Source organism: Escherichia sp. E10V5 (genome assembly GCF_004212315.1).
GTDB lineage: Bacteria > Pseudomonadota > Gammaproteobacteria > Enterobacterales > Enterobacteriaceae > Escherichia.
The window spans coordinates 14,321-34,282 of record NZ_RHJM01000029.1 but is presented as its reverse complement, the minus strand read 5'-3'; the positions used below and the strand labels follow the sequence as shown (position 1 = coordinate 34,282).

General features: G+C 50.2%; 14 protein-coding genes. 7 read left to right on the top strand and 7 right to left on the bottom strand.

The genetic code is table 11. The features are described from left to right. A partial coding sequence (locus D9738_RS25250) for a hypothetical protein (RefSeq protein WP_240730938.1) occupies positions 1-112 on the bottom strand: 112 nt, incomplete at its 3' end. A gap of 500 nt (positions 113-612) precedes the next feature. Here D9738_RS25250 and D9738_RS19525 point away from each other — a divergent pair. Beyond that, positions 613-2,262, top strand: coding sequence for an alpha,alpha-trehalase (locus tag D9738_RS19525; RefSeq protein WP_130210136.1), 1,650 nt, complete (start codon positions 613-615; stop codon positions 2,260-2,262). Positions 2,263-2,312: 50 nt separating this feature from the next. Here the strand turns inward: D9738_RS19525 and D9738_RS19520 are convergent, their stop codons facing one another. Beyond that, positions 2,313-2,915, bottom strand: a complete 603-nt coding sequence (locus D9738_RS19520) for a response regulator transcription factor (RefSeq protein WP_130260947.1) — start codon at positions 2,913-2,915, stop codon at positions 2,313-2,315. Positions 2,916-3,430: 515 nt separating this feature from the next. On the opposite strand from D9738_RS19520, the gene D9738_RS19515 reads away from it, so the two are divergent. The 3 genes from D9738_RS19515 (at position 3,431) to D9738_RS19505 (ending at position 7,125) form a co-directional block, all read left to right on the top strand. Beyond that, positions 3,431-4,330: a LysR family transcriptional regulator gene (locus D9738_RS19515; RefSeq protein WP_205712938.1), complete on the top strand. Its 900-nt coding sequence runs from the start codon at positions 3,431-3,433 to the stop codon at positions 4,328-4,330. Between the two features lie 48 nt (positions 4,331-4,378). Further along, a complete protein-coding gene (gene yhjD, locus D9738_RS19510) occupies positions 4,379-5,392 on the top strand; it encodes an inner membrane protein YhjD (protein WP_130260945.1) in 1,014 nt (337 codons plus the stop codon). 410 nt (positions 5,393-5,802) lie between these two features. Then, entirely contained in the window at positions 5,803-7,125 is a 1,323-nt protein-coding gene (locus D9738_RS19505; protein WP_130260944.1) for an MFS transporter, read from the top strand. Positions 7,126-7,234: 109 nt separating this feature from the next. Here the strand turns inward: D9738_RS19505 and D9738_RS19500 are convergent, their stop codons facing one another. Together D9738_RS19500 and pdeH are read right to left on the bottom strand one after the other, a co-directional pair. Further along, entirely contained in the window at positions 7,235-9,295 is a 2,061-nt protein-coding gene (locus tag D9738_RS19500; RefSeq protein ID WP_130260943.1) for an AsmA family protein, read from the bottom strand. A gap of 68 nt (positions 9,296-9,363) precedes the next feature. Beyond that, on the bottom strand, positions 9,364-10,131 hold the full coding sequence (pdeH, locus tag D9738_RS19495; protein WP_130210126.1) for a cyclic-guanylate-specific phosphodiesterase: 768 nt from the start codon (positions 10,129-10,131) through the stop codon (positions 9,364-9,366). 232 nt (positions 10,132-10,363) lie between these two features. On the opposite strand from pdeH, the gene kdgK reads away from it, so the two are divergent. The 3 genes from kdgK to D9738_RS19480 all read left to right on the top strand — a co-directional run bounded on the left by kdgK (position 10,364) and on the right by D9738_RS19480 (position 14,664). After that, on the top strand, positions 10,364-11,293 hold the full coding sequence (gene kdgK, locus D9738_RS19490) for a 2-dehydro-3-deoxygluconokinase (RefSeq protein ID WP_130260942.1): 930 nt from the start codon (positions 10,364-10,366) through the stop codon (positions 11,291-11,293). A gap of 94 nt (positions 11,294-11,387) precedes the next feature. Then, complete coding sequence (locus tag D9738_RS19485; RefSeq protein ID WP_130260941.1) at positions 11,388-12,593, top strand: DUF3142 domain-containing protein; 1,206 nt, start codon at positions 11,388-11,390, stop codon at positions 12,591-12,593. Next, positions 12,580-14,664 carry a hypothetical protein gene (locus D9738_RS19480; protein ID WP_130260940.1) on the top strand — a complete coding sequence of 695 codons (2,085 nt, stop codon included), beginning with the start codon at positions 12,580-12,582 and terminating at the stop codon, positions 14,662-14,664. Before D9738_RS19485 ends, D9738_RS19480 begins: the two co-directional genes overlap by 14 nt. A gap of 124 nt (positions 14,665-14,788) precedes the next feature. On the opposite strand, the gene D9738_RS19475 is transcribed toward D9738_RS19480, so the two are convergent. From D9738_RS19475 to hmsP, 3 genes are all read right to left on the bottom strand, one after another. After that, positions 14,789-16,285, bottom strand: a complete 1,497-nt coding sequence (locus D9738_RS19475; protein WP_130210118.1) for a pitrilysin family protein — start codon at positions 16,283-16,285, stop codon at positions 14,789-14,791. 219 nt (positions 16,286-16,504) lie between these two features. Then, on the bottom strand, positions 16,505-17,791 hold the full coding sequence (gene dctA / locus D9738_RS19470) for a C4-dicarboxylate transporter DctC (RefSeq protein WP_130210116.1): 1,287 nt from the start codon (positions 17,789-17,791) through the stop codon (positions 16,505-16,507). A gap of 182 nt (positions 17,792-17,973) precedes the next feature. Next, on the bottom strand, positions 17,974-19,962 hold the full coding sequence (gene hmsP, locus D9738_RS19465; protein WP_130260939.1) for a biofilm formation regulator HmsP: 1,989 nt from the start codon (positions 19,960-19,962) through the stop codon (positions 17,974-17,976).

The window sequence follows — 19,962 nt, the reverse complement described above, 5'->3', positions numbered from 1 at the left end:
GCATTTCATGCAGCGGAAAACGTTTTGATTCCGCGATAGTAGAAATTGCCTTCGCGCCAAAACGCGAGTCGAGTAGTTCTGAGCGGAAATCCGTTAACAGCTTCTGGTCCATTTCGAACTCCTTAAATTTATTTGAAGGCAATAAAAAAGTAGGATTTATCTGGAATGGACGCAAGGGGTTACAGGTATAATTTAAATAACAAAATCCTAAGCATGAAATTGATTTATCTATATAACAAACTAACACCAATAATATTTACACCAGAAAACACCAGATTAATTTTAAATATATATTTAAGGAATTCCTGTTATTTATTTTAATAACCAAAAAGAGTTTACTTCCTTCTGCATTCTTACACTGATTACCGCTACTCTTATTTGTAATAACAGCGATACACCTGCTTTTATCATGGAGTAGCGTGAATGTTCCGAAAATGAAATTTTGCAAAAAAACGTTTATCACTCATTTTCTTTGTATATTAATGGGTTATATTTTTTGACACATTAATAAACGTGATCTTCCGCACACTTCATCCCCCATCGACCGTAGCGAATGACTACTCTTAAAGGAAAGCCCGATAATTAGAGACGAATTTCGGAGGTCGGATCCTTATGCTCAATCAGAAAATTCAAAACCTTAATCCAGATGAACGGATGATCGAAGTCGATCTCTGCTATGAGCTGGATCCGTATGAATTAAAACTGGATGAGATGATGGAGGCAGAGCCAGAACCCGAGATGATTGAGGGGCTACCCGCCTCTGATGCGCTGACCCCTGCCGATCGTTATCTCGAACTGTTCGAGCATGTCCAGTCGGCGAAAATTTTCCCTGACAGCAAAACCTTCCCTGACTGCGCCCCCAAAATGGACCCGCTGGATATCTTAATCCGCTATCGTAAAGTGCGCCGTCATCGCGATTTCGACTTACGCCAGTTTGTTGAAAAACACTTCTGGCAGCCGGAAGTCTACTCCAGCGAGTATGTATCGGACCCGCAAAACTCACTGAAAGAGCATATCGACCAACTATGGCCGGTGTTAACCCGCGAACCCCAGGATCATATTCCCTGGTCTTCCCTGCTGGCGCTACCGCAATCGTACATTGTCCCGGGGGGCCGTTTTAGCGAAACCTACTACTGGGATTCCTATTTCACCATGCTGGGGCTGGCAGAGAGCGGGCGTGAGGATTTACTGAAATGCATGGCCGACAACTTCGCCTGGATGATAGAAAACTATGGCCACATCCCCAACGGCAACCGCACCTATTATTTGAGCCGCTCGCAGCCACCGGTTTTTGCGTTGATGGTGGAGCTATTTGAAGAAGATGGTGTGCGCGGTGCACGCCGCTACCTTGATCATCTAAAAATGGAATATGCCTTCTGGATGGACGGCGCAGAATCACTGATTCCGAATCAGGCCTATCGCCATGTGGTGCGGATGCCGGACGGCGCCCTGCTCAACCGTTATTGGGATGACCGCGACACGCCGCGCGATGAATCCTGGCTGGAAGATGTGGAAACCGCGAAACACTCCGGTCGCCCGCCTAACGAGGTGTATCGCGATTTACGCGCAGGTGCCGCTTCTGGCTGGGATTACTCATCACGCTGGCTACGTGACGCGGGCCGTCTGGCAAGCATTCGCACTACCCAATTCATCCCCATCGACCTTAATGCTTTCCTGTTTAAACTGGAGAGCGCCATTGCCAACATCTCGGCGCTGAAAGGTGAGAAAGAGACAGAAACGCTGTTCCGCCAGAAAGCCAGCGCCCGCCGCGATGCAGTTAACCGTTATCTCTGGGATGATGAAAACGGCATCTACCGCGATTACGACTGGCGGCGCGAGCAGTTAGCCCTCTTTTCCGCTGCCGCTATTGTGCCGTTATACGTGGGCATGGCGAATCACGAACAGGCAGACCGCCTGGCAAACGCCGTACGTAGCCGTTTACTAACGCCGGGTGGGATTCTGGCGAGCGAGTACGAAACCGGAGAACAGTGGGATAAACCCAACGGCTGGGCGCCATTGCAGTGGATGGCGATTCAGGGGTTTAAAATGTACGGCGATGACTATCTGGGTGATGAAATCGCGCGTAGCTGGTTGAAGACAGTGAACCAGTTTTACCTGGAACATCACAAACTGATCGAGAAATACCATATTGCCGATGGCATTCCCCGTGAGGGCGGCGGGGGCGAATATCCGTTGCAGGATGGATTTGGCTGGACCAACGGTGTGGTACGGCGCCTGATAGGTTTGTACGGCGAACCGTAATATTTTAACAGCCAGCCACTAACAACCTGCTGGCTATAAAACTATCCTCTTCAGGAGGCGATATTTAACATCATCGCCGCCTGAGTGCGGTTTTTCACTTCCAGACGGCGATAAAGCGATTCCAGATGCGCTTTAACCGTTCCGGTACTGATATTTAACGCCCTGCCGATCTCTTTATTTGATTCACCTGCCGCCAGCATAGTTAAAATTTCCCGTTGGCGGGCGCTTAGCGATTTGAGGTCTTTTGTGTCTTTTTCCGGTGTCGTTCGCCAGTCTCCGGGCAGAAACATCATTCCCATTGCCGCGCTATTTACCGCCAATGCAAACGTCTCGACGGCTGAATCACGCGGTACAATTGCCATCACGTTCAAATGGATAACTTCCTGTAACCATCGTTTGCTGCAATCTGTCGCCGTTATCAACACTTTAACATCAGGAAATTGCACTACGGTTTTTTGCAGTAACCAGTAGCAAAACTCACCATCCTGATCGCCATCAAGCATGACTAAGGCTTCAGGGGAGCTTTCCAGTTTTTGCCACAGTTCATCTGCCTGATCGACGCCCTGAATACTCACTCCTGGAATACGCTGCTGTAAGCTGATTTTCATTCCGTGAATAAATATTGACTGCCTGTCAAACATGATTATATGCATTACTGAATCTCCACCTGGATACGTTAAAACTCTTAAGTAGGGGAAGGGTATTACCCGAGAGGCAAAATAAGAATTCGCCATTTGGCGGTGGCCATTCTACAGATATGCAATGTGGAAAATAGTTACCGATATAAATAGTTACAGCTGACAGCCTGAAATTACATGTCGAGGGCATTATTTAAAACATTTTTGAGGAAATCCTTATATCTTCGTCTGACAAGCATTCAAATAAACTGTGATTTTCGCGAGAGCTGGCTAAATACCTGACCGCAAAATGATTAAATTGCGCACGAAAAGCCAATACTGCATTTACTATTTTGCAGGAAATTGCTGAAAAGACAGTCCTTCAAGCGTTAATTTTCCTTTCCAGTGAAGCTTATCAGCCATTTCCTTCTAAAAAACACCGGTATTAATCATTACTACATTGTGAAACCTTGCATTAGATGCTAGAAAAAACAATAAATAATGCGATATGCGCGTTACTGTTTCGCTGTGAACAACAATCGGTCAAAGAAATGGATAAAATTCACGCAATGCAGTTGTTCATTAAGGTCGCAGAGCTGGAAAGTTTTTCCCGTGCAGCGGATTTCTTTGCTTTGCCAAAGGGAAGTGTTTCGCGCCAGATACAGGCACTGGAACATCAGCTTGGCACCCAGTTGCTGCATCGCACTACGCGGCGGGTCAAACTTACCCCCGACGGCATGACCTATTACCAACGAGCGAAAGATGTGTTGAGTAATCTCAACGAACTGGACGGCCTGTTTCAGCAGGATACCACCAGCATCAGCGGCAAATTACGCGTCGATATCCCGCTCGGAATTGCGAAAAACCTGTTGCTGCCGCGCCTGCCAGAATTTCTTCATCAATACCCAGGGATTGAACTGGAATTAAGTAGCAGTGACCGGGCGATTGATATTCTTCGTGATGGCTATGATTGCGTGATGCGCACGGGCTCGTTGCCCGACGAGGGTATTATTACCCGCCCCCTCGGCAGACTGACAATGGTCAACTGTGCCAGCCCGCACTATCTGACGCGTTTTGGTTATCCGCAAAGTGTGGACGATCTGACTTCGCACGCAGTGGTGCATTACACGCCGCATTTGGGCGCGCATCCATTAGGTTTTGAGGTTGCCACCAGTAATGGCGTCCAGTGGTTTAAGTCCGGCGGCATGTTGACGGTAAACAGTAGCGAAACCTATCTCGCCGCCGGCCTGGCGGGTCTGGGTATCATTCAAATCCCCCGCGTCGCCGTACGCGAAGCCCTACGCGCCGGGCGGCTTATTGAAGTGTTGCCCAACTACCGCGCCGAGCCGCTATCCATTTCTCTGGTTTATCCCCAGCGTCGGGAGCTTTCCCGCCGTGTAAATCTGTTTATGCAGTGGCTGGCTGGCGTAATAAAAGAGCACCTGGACTGACCGACTATACTTTTTAAGACAGACAACGACAGAAGGACAAAAGAGCGGATGACGCAGGAAAACGAGATCAAACGTCCCACCCAGGATCTGGAGCACGAGCAAATTAAACATCTGGATAATAGCGATAAAGGCAGCAAAGTCAGTCAGGCGTTGGAAACCGTCACCACCACTGCCGGGAAAGTCCAACGTCACCCCATCATCGCGCACCTGATACGCGCGACAGAACGCTTCAATGATCGGCTGGGTAACCAGTTTGGCGCGGCAATCACTTATTTCTCGTTTTTATCGATGATCCCGATTTTGATGGTGTCGTTTGCCGCAGGGGGCTTTGTGCTGGCCTCCCATCCGATGCTGCTGCAGGATATCTTCGACAAAATTCTGCAAAACATCAGCGATCCGACGCTGGCGGCCACATTGAAAAATACCATCAACACCGCCGTTCAGCAGCGAACGACCGTAGGGCTTGTCGGCCTGGCGGTGGCGCTTTATTCCGGGATCAACTGGATGGGAAATTTGCGTGAAGCAATTCGCGCTCAATCGCGTGATGTTTGGGAACGTTCACCGCAAGATCAGGAGAAGTTTTGGGTTAAGTATCTGCGTGATTTTATTTCGCTGATTGGTTTATTGATTGCGCTGATTGTCACGCTTTCAATAACCTCGGTTGCCGGTTCGGCGCAGCAAATGATTATTAGCGCCCTGCACCTTAACAGTATTGAGTGGCTGAAACCGACGTGGCGGTTGATTGGCATGGCGATTTCTATCTTCGCCAACTATCTGCTTTTCTTCTGGATCTTCTGGCGTCTTCCGCGTCATCGCCCGCGTAAAAAGGCGCTGATTCGTGGAACATTCATCGCGGCTATTGGTTTTGAAGTCATTAAAATCGTGATGACGTATACCCTGCCATCGTTGATGAAATCCCCGTCTGGCGCGGCATTTGGTTCCGTGCTGGGGCTGATGGCGTTTTTTTACTTCTTTGCCCGTCTGACGTTGTTTTGCGCGGCGTGGATTGCCACCGCCGAATACAAAGACGACCCGCGAATGCCGGGGAAAACGCAGCATTAAAATAGGTCGGATGCGGCGTAAACGCCTTATTCGGCCTACGAATTTATTCAACCTGGCTCCCCGTAGGCCGGATAAGATGCACCAGCATCGCATCCGGCTATGATGCGCACATAACCACCTGAAACTCTTCCCCTGGACCTCTTCAGCCATCTCTTCGGGAGCCAACAATTTCACATCAACTCATAAACCCAGCATATAAATCCAGTTGGTAACTTTTATTTAACCTGAAACCAGTTTTATCCACCATTTATGAAATTGTGCGAAGCATTTCATAGAAGAAAAATCACTAGTCTAAACATTATCCGCTTTTTGCCTGGTTTTTAACCTTTTCCGCGATTTGTTACACATTGAAATATCACTTTTGCTGTGCGTAATATGGCTATTCGTTCGCCAAAAAATAAGAAAAGATTATGCAAGCAACAGCCACAACACTCGACAACGAGCAAGAATACAAGCCGATAAACTCACGTAATAAAGTCCTTATCGCCTCCCTCATTGGCACGGCCATTGAGTTCTTCGACTTCTACATTTACGCCACTGCGGCCGTTATTGTGTTCCCGCATATCTTCTTCCCGCAGGGCGATCCGGCGGCAGCGACGCTACAATCGCTCGCCACCTTCGCCATCGCTTTCGTCGCACGCCCAATCGGTTCTGCCGTATTTGGTCATTTCGGCGATCGCGTTGGGCGTAAAGCGACGCTGGTCGCCTCGTTGCTAACGATGGGGATTTCAACAGTGGTGATTGGTCTGCTGCCGGGCTACGCCACGATTGGTATTTTCGCCCCGCTGCTGCTGGCACTGGCTCGATTTGGTCAAGGTCTGGGATTAGGCGGTGAATGGGGTGGCGCAGCGCTGTTGGCAACCGAGAACGCACCACCGCGTAAACGTGCGCTGTACGGCTCCTTCCCACAGCTGGGCGCACCGATTGGCTTCTTCTTTGCTAACGGCACTTTTCTGCTGCTTTCCTGGCTGCTGACTGATGAGCAGTTTATGAGCTGGGGCTGGCGCGTGCCGTTTATCTTCTCGGCGGTGCTGGTCATTATCGGCCTGTATGTTCGCGTGTCGCTGCATGAGTCACCGGTGTTTGAGAAAGTCGCTAAAGCGAAAAAGCAGGTGAAGATCCCGCTGGGTACTCTGCTGACCAAACACGTGCGCGTCACGGTACTCGGCACCTTTATCATGCTGGCAACCTACACGTTGTTTTATATCATGACCGTCTACTCAATGACCTTCAGTACCGCCGCCGCGCCAATTGGGCTTGGCCTGCCGCGCAATGAAGTGCTGTGGATGCTGATGATGGCAGTTATTGGTTTTGGCGTGATGGTACCAGTAGCCGGATTGCTGGCCGATGCCTTTGGGCGGCGTAAAAGCATGGTGATCATCACGACGCTAATCATCCTGTTCGCGCTGTTCGCCTTTAATCCACTGCTCGGTTCTGGCAATCCTATTCTGGTTTTTGCTTTCCTGCTGCTGGGGTTAAGCCTGATGGGGCTGACCTTCGGGCCGATGGGCGCGCTGTTACCAGAGCTGTTCCCGACAGAAGTGCGTTACACCGGAGCATCATTCTCTTACAACGTATCGTCGATTCTCGGGGCTTCCGTTGCGCCGTATATCGCGGCCTGGTTGCAAACTAACTACGGGTTAGGTGCGGTGGGGTTATATCTGGCGGCAATGGCTGGCTTGACGTTAATCGCCCTGCTGCTGACGCATGAGACGCGACATCAGTCGTTGTAATAAGACTGAAAAGCCTGATGCGCTACGCTTATCGGGCATGAACAAAGCGCACTTTGCCAACAATCTAAATCTGTTTAATTGCCGGATGCCAGATATCCGGCAATTTCCATCACTTCTTCATCTGCGACAAAATCGTCCGGCACTGATTAGCCTCCCCTTCGGAAGGCGAGATCAGCGCCAGCAAGGCCGCAGCTGGCGTCACCAGCGTTGCCAGTGCCGCCGCAACGGCACCTCGGGCAATCAGCGGTCCGGCTTTCACCCCAGCCTGCGGATTTTTAAACGTCCCACGCACATACAGCGGCGAACGCAGTGTGATAATCCGAATCCCTTTACTCTCCGGATCAATAGTCAAATCCAGCTGTTCCGAAGCAAAACTTGCCGTGCCGGTAACATTAATCAACGCGTTCTCAGTATCAAAAGCAAAAATCTGCGGACGCGCCACGCCATTGGCAATATTCAGATTTGCTGCCGCGCAGTTCACCCGCACCTCATCATCACCGAAGATCGCACCGACAATGTAGTTACCGACGTTCAGCCCGACAATCTCCATCAGGTTGCGGCTCACCAGCCCGTCATTCATCAACAGTTTCAGGTTACCGTTACTGTTCCCCAAAAGCGCCGCCACTGAGTTACCGCTACCGCGTAGTTCCGCATCACCGTTCATTTCCCCCAGCGTCTTCTGCATCAATTCCACATCCGGCATCAGTTCTTTCAGTTTCAGTCGACGAGCCTGAATATCTGCCCGCCCTTGCATCGGCTTTTTATCGCCTTCCAGATGAATATTCGCCGCAATGCTGCCGCCCGCCATGCCAAATTTCAGCGGTTGCAGGCGTAGGTCAGCGTTTTTGAGGATGATATGGGTAGAAAGATCGCTAATCGGCAGGCTGCTGCCATGCTCAATACGACGGCCTTTGAATCGAACATCGGCATCCATGACGTCCCATTTATCGGTTTCGAAGCGGTCATACGGCAGCACTTTGCCCGCAGGCTGAACGCTTTTTTCGCCCTTCTTCTGTTCAGACCGTTTCGACTTTTCCGCCCCTTTACCGGAATCAACGCCAATTAACGGCCCTAAATCTGCCAGCCGCAATTGGCGAGACTCGACGTCACCTTCCAGTTTTGGCCGTGGCTTACCGGTGGTGTAGACCAGAGAACCGTGAATATCGCTATCGCCAATACGCCCGTTAAAGCCACGATAATCAAAGACCGACGATTTTTCCGTATCGATTTTCGCTACCAGCCGACCATCGGTTTCAAACGGTGGGGTATCAGGCAGCAGAACGCCCGTCAGTTCATAGAGATCGCCCAGCGAATCGCCGGAAAATTTAAACCGTAAATCGACGCCGCCCATTTTCATTGGGTCATTCACTACGCCATCAAAAGCAACACGGGTGTTACCAGAGCGGAAATCAGCCTGTACCGGAAACGGCGTCCCTTCGCCACGCAGCGCCAGCATGCCGCCAATTTTTCCCGTGCCTGTGAGCGGTTCGCCGTTATAACGTCCCTGCGCCTTCAGGCCAAAAACATAATCGCCCACCTTTTCTTTCTCGTTCTTACCTTTCGATCCGCTGACTTCACTGAACGGTAACGGCTTGCCTAATGGATCGACAAAAATTTCCAGATCCGCTTTGCTTACTTTGTCATCAATGGCGATCCGCCCTTGATCGAACAGAATATTATCCAGCCGAAACGACCACGCCGACGGCTTTGCATTCGCGTCTTTGTTGTCATCGCTGGCGAGATTAAACGTCCAGTTGTTATTCTTTTCTGAGAGGCGAATCAGGCGTGCGTCGGGCTTTTCCAGTTTGATCCACGGTAGCCAGACCGTTTTGGTCAGCAGCGCCAGAGGGGCCAGCGTTGCTTCTACCCGTGGCAGATGCACCATTGTGACTTCGGGAATATCTGGCGGGTTGCCGAGAATGATGTCTTCCGCGTGTACATGGGGCCACGGCACCCAGCTGCGCCAGCCGGTTTCCTGTTTTTGCCGCTCCCATACCACGCCCAGATCGCCACGAATAGCGAACGGGCGATTCAGCTCCGCAGAGACTTTCTGGTTGATGGTCGGTTTGAGTCGATTCCAGTCAAAAGTCGCAATCAAAATGATCGCCACGACGAGCAACAACAAGAAAGCACCTGAAATCGCGGCGGTTATTTTGCCTGCCTTGCTCATAGTTCGCTTCCTCATATTCTTCCTGGGCCAGTCCTAAAGATAGTCCAGCCAGGCGGAAAATGAGGCGGCTACACCACCAGAGCCACCGTATCCAGCGTTTCTATCGGTGCCGGACGCGAAAGAAACCAGCCTTGTGCGGCGAATGCGGGCGAGTTCTGTACATCGCGCCACTCTTCCGGCGTTTCCACGCCCTCGACAATCACCCCGCGACAATAGCGATTCATTAGATGTAAAAGCTGCGAAAAGAGCGTGCGGCCTTCCGGCGACTGGCGCAGCATCACAAACAGTTCGCGAGCGATTTTAATGTAGTCATAACGGACTTCACTGAGCGCGGAGAAATTTGCCATCCCAGTGCCAAAATCATCAAGCCATAGCGGACCAAATTCGCACATCGAGGCAAAGGTTGAATCTTTTGGCAGGCGGATATGTTCTACCAGTTCAAAACGCAGCCAGGGAAGGCGGTCAATCTGACGCAAAATTTCCGGCTGCTGACGTAGGGCGAGAAGTGTCGGACCATCGATATTAACCGATGCCAGCAGGCCATGCTCAACAAAGAACACGGCTTTTTGCGCCAGCAAATCAATCTGTTCTTTCACCACATCCATACGATGTCTGATGGTGATTTCAGCAAAATAACGATCCGGCGGCAATCGTTGCGAAGGATCCTCGGGATGAGTAACGACCGTTAATAGCTCTACGGCCATCAACCGACCGGATGTCTGGTAAATCGGTTGCCAGGTGTAAGCACGTTCACACTGCAACCAAAAGCGTCGTTCCTGCAAGCTTTCGATACTTGCTTCAGGATGGCTTATTCGCTGAATAACCTGCCTTATCATCGAAGATGTCCTGTGTTTAAAAGTGATGCTGCCCGGACTCGACAAATGTTATCGGCGCGCAACGCCAGAACTTTACCGCCCGAAGCGGCTAAATTTGCCCGTCCTGCGGCGAAATCGTCCAGGAATACGTTCTGGCTCAAAAAAATAATGGAACAGTGTTTTAATATAGTTGACCAACAAACCACCACAGCGCAAACTAACGCTAATTTTTTTACAGATCAGGTTCACGACTATGTCCAAAAAGATTGCCGTGATTGGCGAATGCATGATTGAGCTTTCCGAGAAAGGCGCAGACGTTAAGCGCGGTTTCGGCGGCGATACCCTGAACACCTCCGTCTATATCGCCCGTCAGGTCGATCCTGCGGCATTAACCGTTCATTACGTGACGGCGCTGGGAACGGACAGTTTTAGTCAGCAGATGTTGGACGCCTGGCACGGCGAGAACGTTGATACTTCCCTGACCCAACGGATGGAAAACCGCCTGCCGGGCCTTTACTACATTGAAACCGATGACACTGGCGAACGTACGTTCTACTACTGGCGTAACGAAGCCGCGGCCAAATTCTGGCTGGAAAGCGAGCAGTCAGCGGCGATTTGCGCAGAGCTGGCGAAATTCGATTATCTCTACCTTAGCGGGATTAGCCTGGCGATTTTAAGCCCAACCAGCCGCGAAAAACTGCTTTCCCTGCTGCGCGAATGCCGCGCCAATGGCGGAAAAGTGATTTTCGACAATAACTACCGTCCGCGCCTGTGGGCCAGCAAAGAAGAGACGCAGCAGGTGTATCAGCAAATGCTGGAATGCACGGATATCGCCTTCCTGACGCTGGACGATGAAGACGCGCTGTGGGGTCAACAACCGGTGGAAGACGTCATTGCGCGCACCCATAAAGCGGGCGTGAAAGAAGTGGTGGTGAAACGCGGAGCAGATTCTTGCCTGGTGTCCATTGCTGGTGAAGGGTTAGTGGATGTTCCGGCGGTGAAACTACCGAAAGAAAAAGTGATCGATACCACCGCTGCGGGTGATTCTTTCAGCGCCGGTTATCTGGCGGTACGTCTGACAGGCGGTAGTGCGGAAGATGCCGCGAAACGTGGGCATTTGACTGCAAGTACCGTTATTCAGTATCGCGGCGCGATTATCCCGCGTGAAGCAATGCCGGAATAATGGTTTTTGACGGAGAACGGATAGATATTCGTTCTCCGTTAATAGTTACAGCGGTACACTATCAGCCTGTTGATAATCGTAATGCCGTAACAATATGCCATCTTGCAAAAGGATTTTTGCAGCTTCACTTCTTCTGATCGGCCTGGGCTACGGGCTGCATATTTTATTTACCCCTTCACAACCGCTTCGCTTTGATCAGCAAGTCTATATCTGGCAACGCGTCTGGACAGCAGAACATAACGAGGCACTAAAACGAAGCCGCCCACTTTTCTCTACGCTACGCATACTTGGGATGCAATTTCACCCGCAAGAAGGCATCCGACACTTTACGGTTAATACTTCACTTATTAAGCAAGATGGTCGCCCGGTCTGGCTGGTCGCGCGACTCGATGGCCAGCTTACACGGTTTAATAACCAGCAAGTTATCCAGCATATTCAACAGACCCTACGTGAGTGGCAAAAGGCAGGGGTTACGCTGGCAGGTGTGGAAATTGATTATGACGCGCCAACAGCAAAATTGCCGGAATATATGACACTTCTTAGTGCGTTACATCAGACGCTTCCTGCAAATATAAAACTTAGCGTTACCGCCCTGCCGACCTGGCTTGAATCACCACATCTCGCCCGATTATTGCGCATTGCGGACTCTTCGGTTTTACAGGTACATAACGTGCTTTCGCCCGAAAAAGGCCTGTTAGATGCCAGTCTGGCGCAGCGTTGGGTAAAGCAATATACCAGACAAACCACGCATCCTTTTTTCATCGCATTGCCCGCTTACGGTTCTGCGCTTACCAGTGATAATCGCGTCGAGAGTGAAGCTCCGTTATACGTTGCCGAAGAGATGCGTGAATTAAGTGTGTCACCGCAAACCATTGCCGATTTCATTCAATATTTAGAACAGCAACCACCGCGTGGATTACAGGGGCTGGTATGGTTTCGGCTACCGCTAGCAGGCGATCGCCGCGCCTGGTCACTGACGACGCTGGAAGCCGTGATTCAGCATCAACCGCTGGCCCCACGCTGGTCGTTAATTATTGCTCAACATGCAGACGAACAGCTTTTTGATCTGGCTATTAAAAACAGCGGCGAAATTGATGCGCCGTTGCCAAAAAAAATAATTCTGCCCAATGCAGATTGTCTATTCGCTGATGGAGCCAGCCACTATCAGGTGCAACCCGGGCCATCCAGCCTGAATTTTGTGAGAGGAAGCGCCAGGCAACTGCGCGCCGGAGAAAGCAGTCCGCTGGGATGGGCGCGCTGCAATCAAAAACTACAAGGAGAGTTTAATGTTACGCCATGAGATATCGCGGATTGCCAGCGTTGTGTTATTCACGCTCATTTGCGAGAACGCTTATGCTTGCGGGCCTTATGCGCCGAACTCACTTTTGCATGATCGACAACACACATTAACAGAAATGCCTAATGGCAGTTTCATATATGAAGCTCGCCATTTAGTCGAACGCGATCCACGTTTACCTTTATGGCAGCCAGAGATCGAACCAAACGATTTAGAGGACTATTATCAGTACAGAGAAACGCAAAAGGATACCGATTATCAGCATTACACTCGCGAAAAACGTCTACAAGAGTTAGCAGAGAAACTGAAGACAAAACTACCTACAGCAGAACGACTCTATTATCTGGGAGCCATAGACTTTTATCACTTCATCTATGACAGCCCCTGGTTCGATAAATTATTAGCCTTACCCAAAAGCGAACAAGGTGAATGGCGGCTGAAGGCAATGTATACCCAGGCCCGTAAAATATTCGATTCAGGTGAAAATAACGAGTTAGCTTATAATACTGGCGCGTATCATAGTGAGGAATCCATAAAGGGGATTAAACTTTATCAACAAATTATAGAAGAAGTTCGCAATGGTGAGCCAGACCCCGAACAACTCTCTCTCGCCAGCTTGGGGCAGTTAGGTTTTTACCGGCTGAATAAAGCAGATATGAATGGAGCCATCACATATTATGCGCAACAGGCTGCACAAGGTTCCCCCGTAGGTAAAATCTCATTACGCAGAATTGCACTGTATCTGACAAATGAAAAAAATTTCGCCCTTTTAGAAAATATTATTGATGATCCCATAGTTCAGAAACTGGTCATCGCAGAGCTTTTTATTCGTCACGACAGAGGGTATAGCCAGGATGGGTGCATTACCGAAAACAGTGAATATTTCTGCACAACACAACGTGAAAAATTGATCAACTTGTTGGTGAACCATCGGATAAAAGGATTTTCTTATAGCGATCGACTGGCGGCATTAGCTTATCGTAATGGTGATTACTCGTTAACGAAAGTCTTATTAGAGGATGCGCCAGAAAGCGGCCTCCGCGAATGGTTAAACGCAAAAATGGCGCTGCGTGAAGGTAATATTCCTTTAGCGACCCGCTATTATGCCAGTGCGGCAAAATTCTTCCCGGAAAATGAAACGTGGGGCAACCCGATGACAGAAAGTGATTACTACCACGGTAATGAGATCATTATGCCATCATGTCGTATTGCTGGCGAGCAAGCAATTCTGGCGTTGAAGCGCGATGATTACTTGCAAGCAATGACGCTGTTTTATAAAGGCAAAGATACTTATTGGGCAGATTTAGCTGATGTGGGGGAAAGTGTATTAACGTTACAGGAGTTAAAAACGTTTGTTGATAAAAATGTACCACCGCCCAGCCAACAGCTAAAACCCTTTAATTTGCAGTCATCTGAAAATGATTATGACAGAGAATATAGCGGTTACTTCGTTCCCCCAACGCTCATTCCAACTGACGTAAAATTACGTGCATTACTGGCCAGAAGGTTTATTCGCAATGGTCAATATCAGCAAGCCGTCAGCTACTTTGATATTCCAAATTACCGTAAAATGGCGCAGCAACTGGCAGATTTAATGGAAAAAAGCCAAAATAATAATATCAATAATCAGGAGCGCGCGCAGGCGCAATACGAGGCGGCAAGATTATTACGATATAATGGCATCGAACTCGTCGCCTATGAAATGTATCCCGACTATGCTATTACCAGCGGAGCATATTCCACACCTTATTCCTACACTAATGATAGCGGCTGGATAAGTGAGAAAGAAAACCGTCGTTTTGCTAATGCAGTACCTGACAAAAATAATCACTTCTTGCATTACCGCTGGCAGGCTGCGGAATGGGCCGGACAATCTGCCGATTTACTTCACCCCAAAACCCAGACATGGGCCGCCGTGTTATGCCATGCTGCAAGTTGGGTCAGATACCTTGATCCAGAAACCGGTGCATTAATTTATCAACGCTACGTGAAAAACGGTAAAGCTTTTGACTGGGCTGCACATTTTGGTCGTGATTGTCCTGAACCAGTGTTTAAGAAGGATCTGAAGAAATAACGTTACAGGGATGAGAAAGGCTCTCCTTACGGACTGGCGAAAACTGCTGACGCATATCATTCAGACTACGTTATTCATTACCGTTAATCCCGGCAGCGCAGAAGAAACGCTGCCGGGTTATTTATTACTGCGCGGGTGGAATATCCGAAACTTCAGGATGGACGTCATCCGTGGCTACGGATGTAGTCACAGCCGCAGTCGATGGGGCCATGATTTGATCCCATGCGGCCTGCAACTCTTTCATGTTAAATTCCGGCTCACCTTTCGGCTGCAACAGAATTAACGCCATGTCGTTCGACAGTTGCTGACGCAAATCCTGATTTAACATTTCTACCGTCAGGCTGTTGAGGAAATCCTGACGCAGTTTCTGATATTGCTCCGGCGCGATATCGACAACCTGATTTTGCAACGAACGCATCCGCTGGCCCATCAGAATATCGGTATCAGCTCGCGCATAAGCAGCAAACAATTTCTGCAACTCCAGTTTCTTTTGCGCAACCAGAGCGTTGAACTCTTCTTCCGGCAGACCTTTATCACGAACTTTCGCCAGCTCACGCGCCACCAGATTAAGGTTGCTGTTCAGCTTGTCGTTTGGTGACTCGATGTTGATGGCACACTGCGCACGCAGATACAGCACACGGCAGTCAAATCCAAGACCAATGTCTTTACTGTTACTGGCGCTTAATGCTTGCTGAACGTGCCAGAACAGCGCCTCACGGGCCAGGTCCGCACGCCAGTAGCGCAGCAGTGCGGCTGATTCACGAATCGGCTGCCACGGCGTATCCCACATGATGGATAACCGGTCCTGACGTACCGCATCGGTCATAATACTCACCGCTTCCGCACGCAGAGGAGAAAGCGTCGGCACCGGAGCCGGTGTTTCACGTTTGCCTTTCAGTTCGCCAAACGTTTTGTTGATTTGGTCTACAACCGAGCGCGCATCAACGTTCCCCACCACCAGCAGCGTCATTGCATCCGGGGTGTACCATTTCTGGTAGAAATCTTTAATCTTTTCCGCTTCAACGGGTTGTTTCAGCGGATCGGCAGGATCGTGACCTAATAAAGTCGATCCCTTCAGGCGATAACGCCACCAGCCTTCTTTGGTGTCGGCAGGCCAGGTTGCCACCATGTCCTGACTTTGCAGCGCGTGGTTGATGGTTTCTGGTGTAATGGTCAGTTTGCCACTGGCATTTGCCAGATAAGAGAGCGCCTCTTTCAGCAAGTCGTTACGGTTATTTGGCAGACTAAGATTAAACAGCGTGGTGTCGTAAGAGACGATCACCGGTGGCATCGGGCGCTTAGGGTCGATCCCCTGTTGCCACAATGAACGTGCCTGTGCCGCTTCAAGGCCACCGCTTTGCGTCAGCGCGATGCGGGGAATGGCATGACTATAACCGCTCTGTTGGGTACTTTCGGCGAGCGAACCAGTATTAACCAGCAGGCGAATTTCAACACGATCGCTGGGACGCTGGGGCGTGGTCAACACTTGCCACTGTAAACCGTTGGAGAGCGTCCCCTGTTGCCATGCTGGATCAGGCTGGAGCGCATCTGCCTGCACATAGCCAGCAGTGGCCATCACCAGCAAACCGCCCGCTAAAAGTCGAATTTTTGTGCCCTGCATGTGAACCCCTGATCAACTATCCTGGTAATAAAAGACTGCCCGTTATCGGTCAGTCTGAATAACGTTAAAAACACTTCGTGTTAGACCGCAAGAACATGGAAATGTCACGGAAGAAGTGAAATAAACCTGAACTCACCCAGGTGGTAAGTTCAGGCACAGGGGGCAATTATGCGCAAACACCCGCACTCGGGGAAGGGAGTGCGGGCATAAGAGGTGAGATTAAGAGGATAATTCGTGCGTTTTGCCTTCTGGCGCACGATTATTCAGCACATCGTCCAGTTTTTTGTGGTCCAGTTCTTTAACCCACTTAGCGACCACGATGGTTGCTACACCGTTACCGACCAGGTTAGTCAGCGCACGAGCTTCCGACATGAAGCGGTCAATACCGAGGATCAGCGCAAGACCCGCCACCGGCAAATGGCCTACGGCTGAAAGCGTCGCCGCCAGCACGATAAAGCCACTGCCCGTTACCCCTGCCGCCCCTTTAGAAGAAAGCAGCAACACGATTAATAGCGTGATTTGGTGGAAGATATCCATCTGACTGTTGGTAGCCTGGGCGATAAATACCGCCGCCATCGTCAGGTATATCGATGTGCCATCAAGGTTAAACGAGTAGCCTGTCGGGATGACCAACCCCACCACCGATTTCCGGCAGCCGAGTTTTTCCATCTTGTCGAGCATACGTGGCAGCGCCGATTCGGAAGACGATGTTCCCAACACAATCAGCAGTTCTTCACGAATGTAGCGGATAAATTTGAAGATACTGAAACCGGTCGCTTTAGCGATTGAACCCAGTACCAGCACCACAAACAGGATACAGGTGATGTAGAAGCAGATAATCAGCTGCCCCAGCTGCACCAGTGTTCCGACGCCGTATTTACCGATGGTAAATGCCATCGCCCCAAACGCCCCAATCGGTGCCAGGCGCATGATCATATTGATGATGCCGAAGATGACCTGCGAGAAACTTTCGATAACGTTAAAAATCAGCTGGCCTTTGCTGCCCAGACGGTGCAACGCAAAACCAAACAGTACGGCAAACAGCAGCACCTGCAGAATGTTACCGCTGGCAAACGCGCCAATGACGCTCGCCGGGATGACATCCATAATGAAGGCGACAATGCCCTGGTCTTTCGCCTGCGCGGCGTAAACGGCTACCGCTTTCGCATCCAGACTCGCCGGATCGACGTTCATTCCAGCACCTGGCTGTACAACGTTAACGATAATAAGACCAATAATCAGCGCGATGGTACTGACTATCTCAAAGTAAAGCAGTGCGACTGCGCCGGTACGACCGACCGCCTTCATGCTTTCCATGCCCGCAATGCCGGTGACGACGGTACAAAAGATGACGGGAGCGATGATCATCTTAATGAGCTTAACGAAGCCGTCGCCAAGCGGTTTCATTTGCTCGCCTATTTCAGGGTAGAAATGGCCAAGGAGAATACCAATGGCTATCGCTGTCAGGACCTGAAAGTAAAGGCTTTTAAACAGAGAGGTTTTCATAGGGTGTCCTTTAGTAAAACCACAGGTCTTGTAAGGTTATGGGGTACCTGCGGCCTTAAAATAACACCCAGACAACATCACAGAAATGTACCTGGATCATAATTGAAACAAAAATGTTAAAAAGTTTGAGCTGGCTCGCACAAACCAGCACTTTTTAAAGTTTTGTAATCAGTTTGGGGTAGCTATTTTTCTTCCAGGTAACTTTCTTCGAAGATTTCAATGGGAAGTGGACGTGCAAAGAGGAAGCCCTGGGCAATACCAACGCCCGCCTTTGCCAACCAGTCACGTTGTGCTTCTGTCTCTACGCCTTCAGCAATGATTTGCAGATTCAGGCTTTTCGCCAACATGATAATCGCGGCAATCATGCTGCTATCTTCCGGTAACCCATCAATGAACATTTTGTCGATTTTCAAAACGTCCACCGGGAGAGATTTCATATGCTGCAACTGACGCAACCCTGAATAGCCCATACCGAAATCATCCAGCGCCACCTGTACTCCGGCGTTGCGCAGCGGACGAAGGATTGCCACCGCCGCGTGAGGGTCATCAATGCGTCGGCTTTCTGTCACTTCCAGAATCAGCGTTCCTGGCTGAACACGATAGCGCGTTAGCAGTTCCAGCATATCCGCCACCATATTCGGGTGCATCAGTTGCAGAGCTGAGATGTTCACCGATAATGGCAGCATAATGCCGCGCTCCTGCCAGGCGGCAAGCAGTCGGCATGACTCTTCCAGCACCCAGTGACCGACGGTAACCATCAGTCCACAAGACTCAATACGATCAATTAACCCATCCGGTAGGTCCCAACTCCCATCCGGTTGCTGGATACGCAATAACACTTCCGCGCTGACTAACTTGCCGCTGGTCATCTCAACTTGTGGTTGTAGCCAAATCGCAAATTGATGATTTTCAAGCGCATTAAGGATATCGCTCTCTTCCGTCAGTCGCTGTTGAGCAGCTTCCATCTGCTGCGGATCATAGAACTGAATCTGATTCTTCCCTTTATGACGCGCGGTAAACGCCGCAGAAATAGCACGACCATAAAGTTGTTCGGCGGTGATATCGCCATAGAACATCGCCACGCCGATGTTACAATGTGGGCGCAGTTGAATACGATCAATCGGCAAAGGCTCGCGCATGATAGTGAGTACTTGCTGACCTAACGTAATAGCGTGCCACGGCTCCTGCACACCGTTGGCGATAACAGCGAAGTCATAGCCACTGACCTGCGCGAGGATCATGCGCGGCGACAGCACCGACTTGAGTTTTTCCACCAGCGTAAGTAGCAGGATTTCCCGCTGCGCCTCTTTCAGCACACCGGCGGTGTCGCGCAGGGTTTCGCAGGTGATAATCATCAGCGCAGTAGTCTGTTTACGCGTCACCACCTGTTCCAGCATCTCCATCAGCAGGGCCTTGTTTGGCAAGTCCGACACCGGGAAGCGCATCGCGTTTTCGATCTGCTCTTCATAATGGCGCTGCAACAGTTGCTGGTTAAGGTTATAACTGCGCACCAGCATGCCTATTTCATCGTCCTGATGCAGACGCGGCAGCGCCAGCTGATGACCGATAATCTCCTGTGGTGGAATGGCGTTCAGCTCACGAGCAATATTGCGTAAAGGATGTAATATCAGTCGGTTAATACACCAGCTAATCGCCACTGTCAGGATGAGCGACAAAAGTAAGTAAATGGTCACTAACGTTGAGAGCGTACTCATCACGAACTTATACATGCGGAAGGAATCCGCCTGTAACACCAGATAGGCAATCGGTTGTGGGTTTGCCGGGCGCTCCAGCGAGTAGACGCCTAGCGAGATTTGCACCGGTAGTTCGAGCAGTCGGGTAACCATTACCGGCACCGGGCGTTCAGGAATAAAACTTTTACGCAGCGCCTGGAACTGGTTAGGCAGCACCACATCTGCGCGGCTGACCACGCCCGCAGGTTTGATGCTGGAGAGAATGGCCTCCGCCTGGGGAATATCCCCTTTGAGGATGGCTGAGGACAAGGGTTCGCGGACAGAACGAGCAATGCTTTCCAGTTGCGTAGCCGTGTTATAGCGATTCTGCTGTACCAGATGGAACAGCAAAACGGTGCAAAAAACAAAGACAAACACCAGAACAACGGCCGCCACCATTGCCATCTGCTTGATTGTTAACGAACGACTAACGCGCAA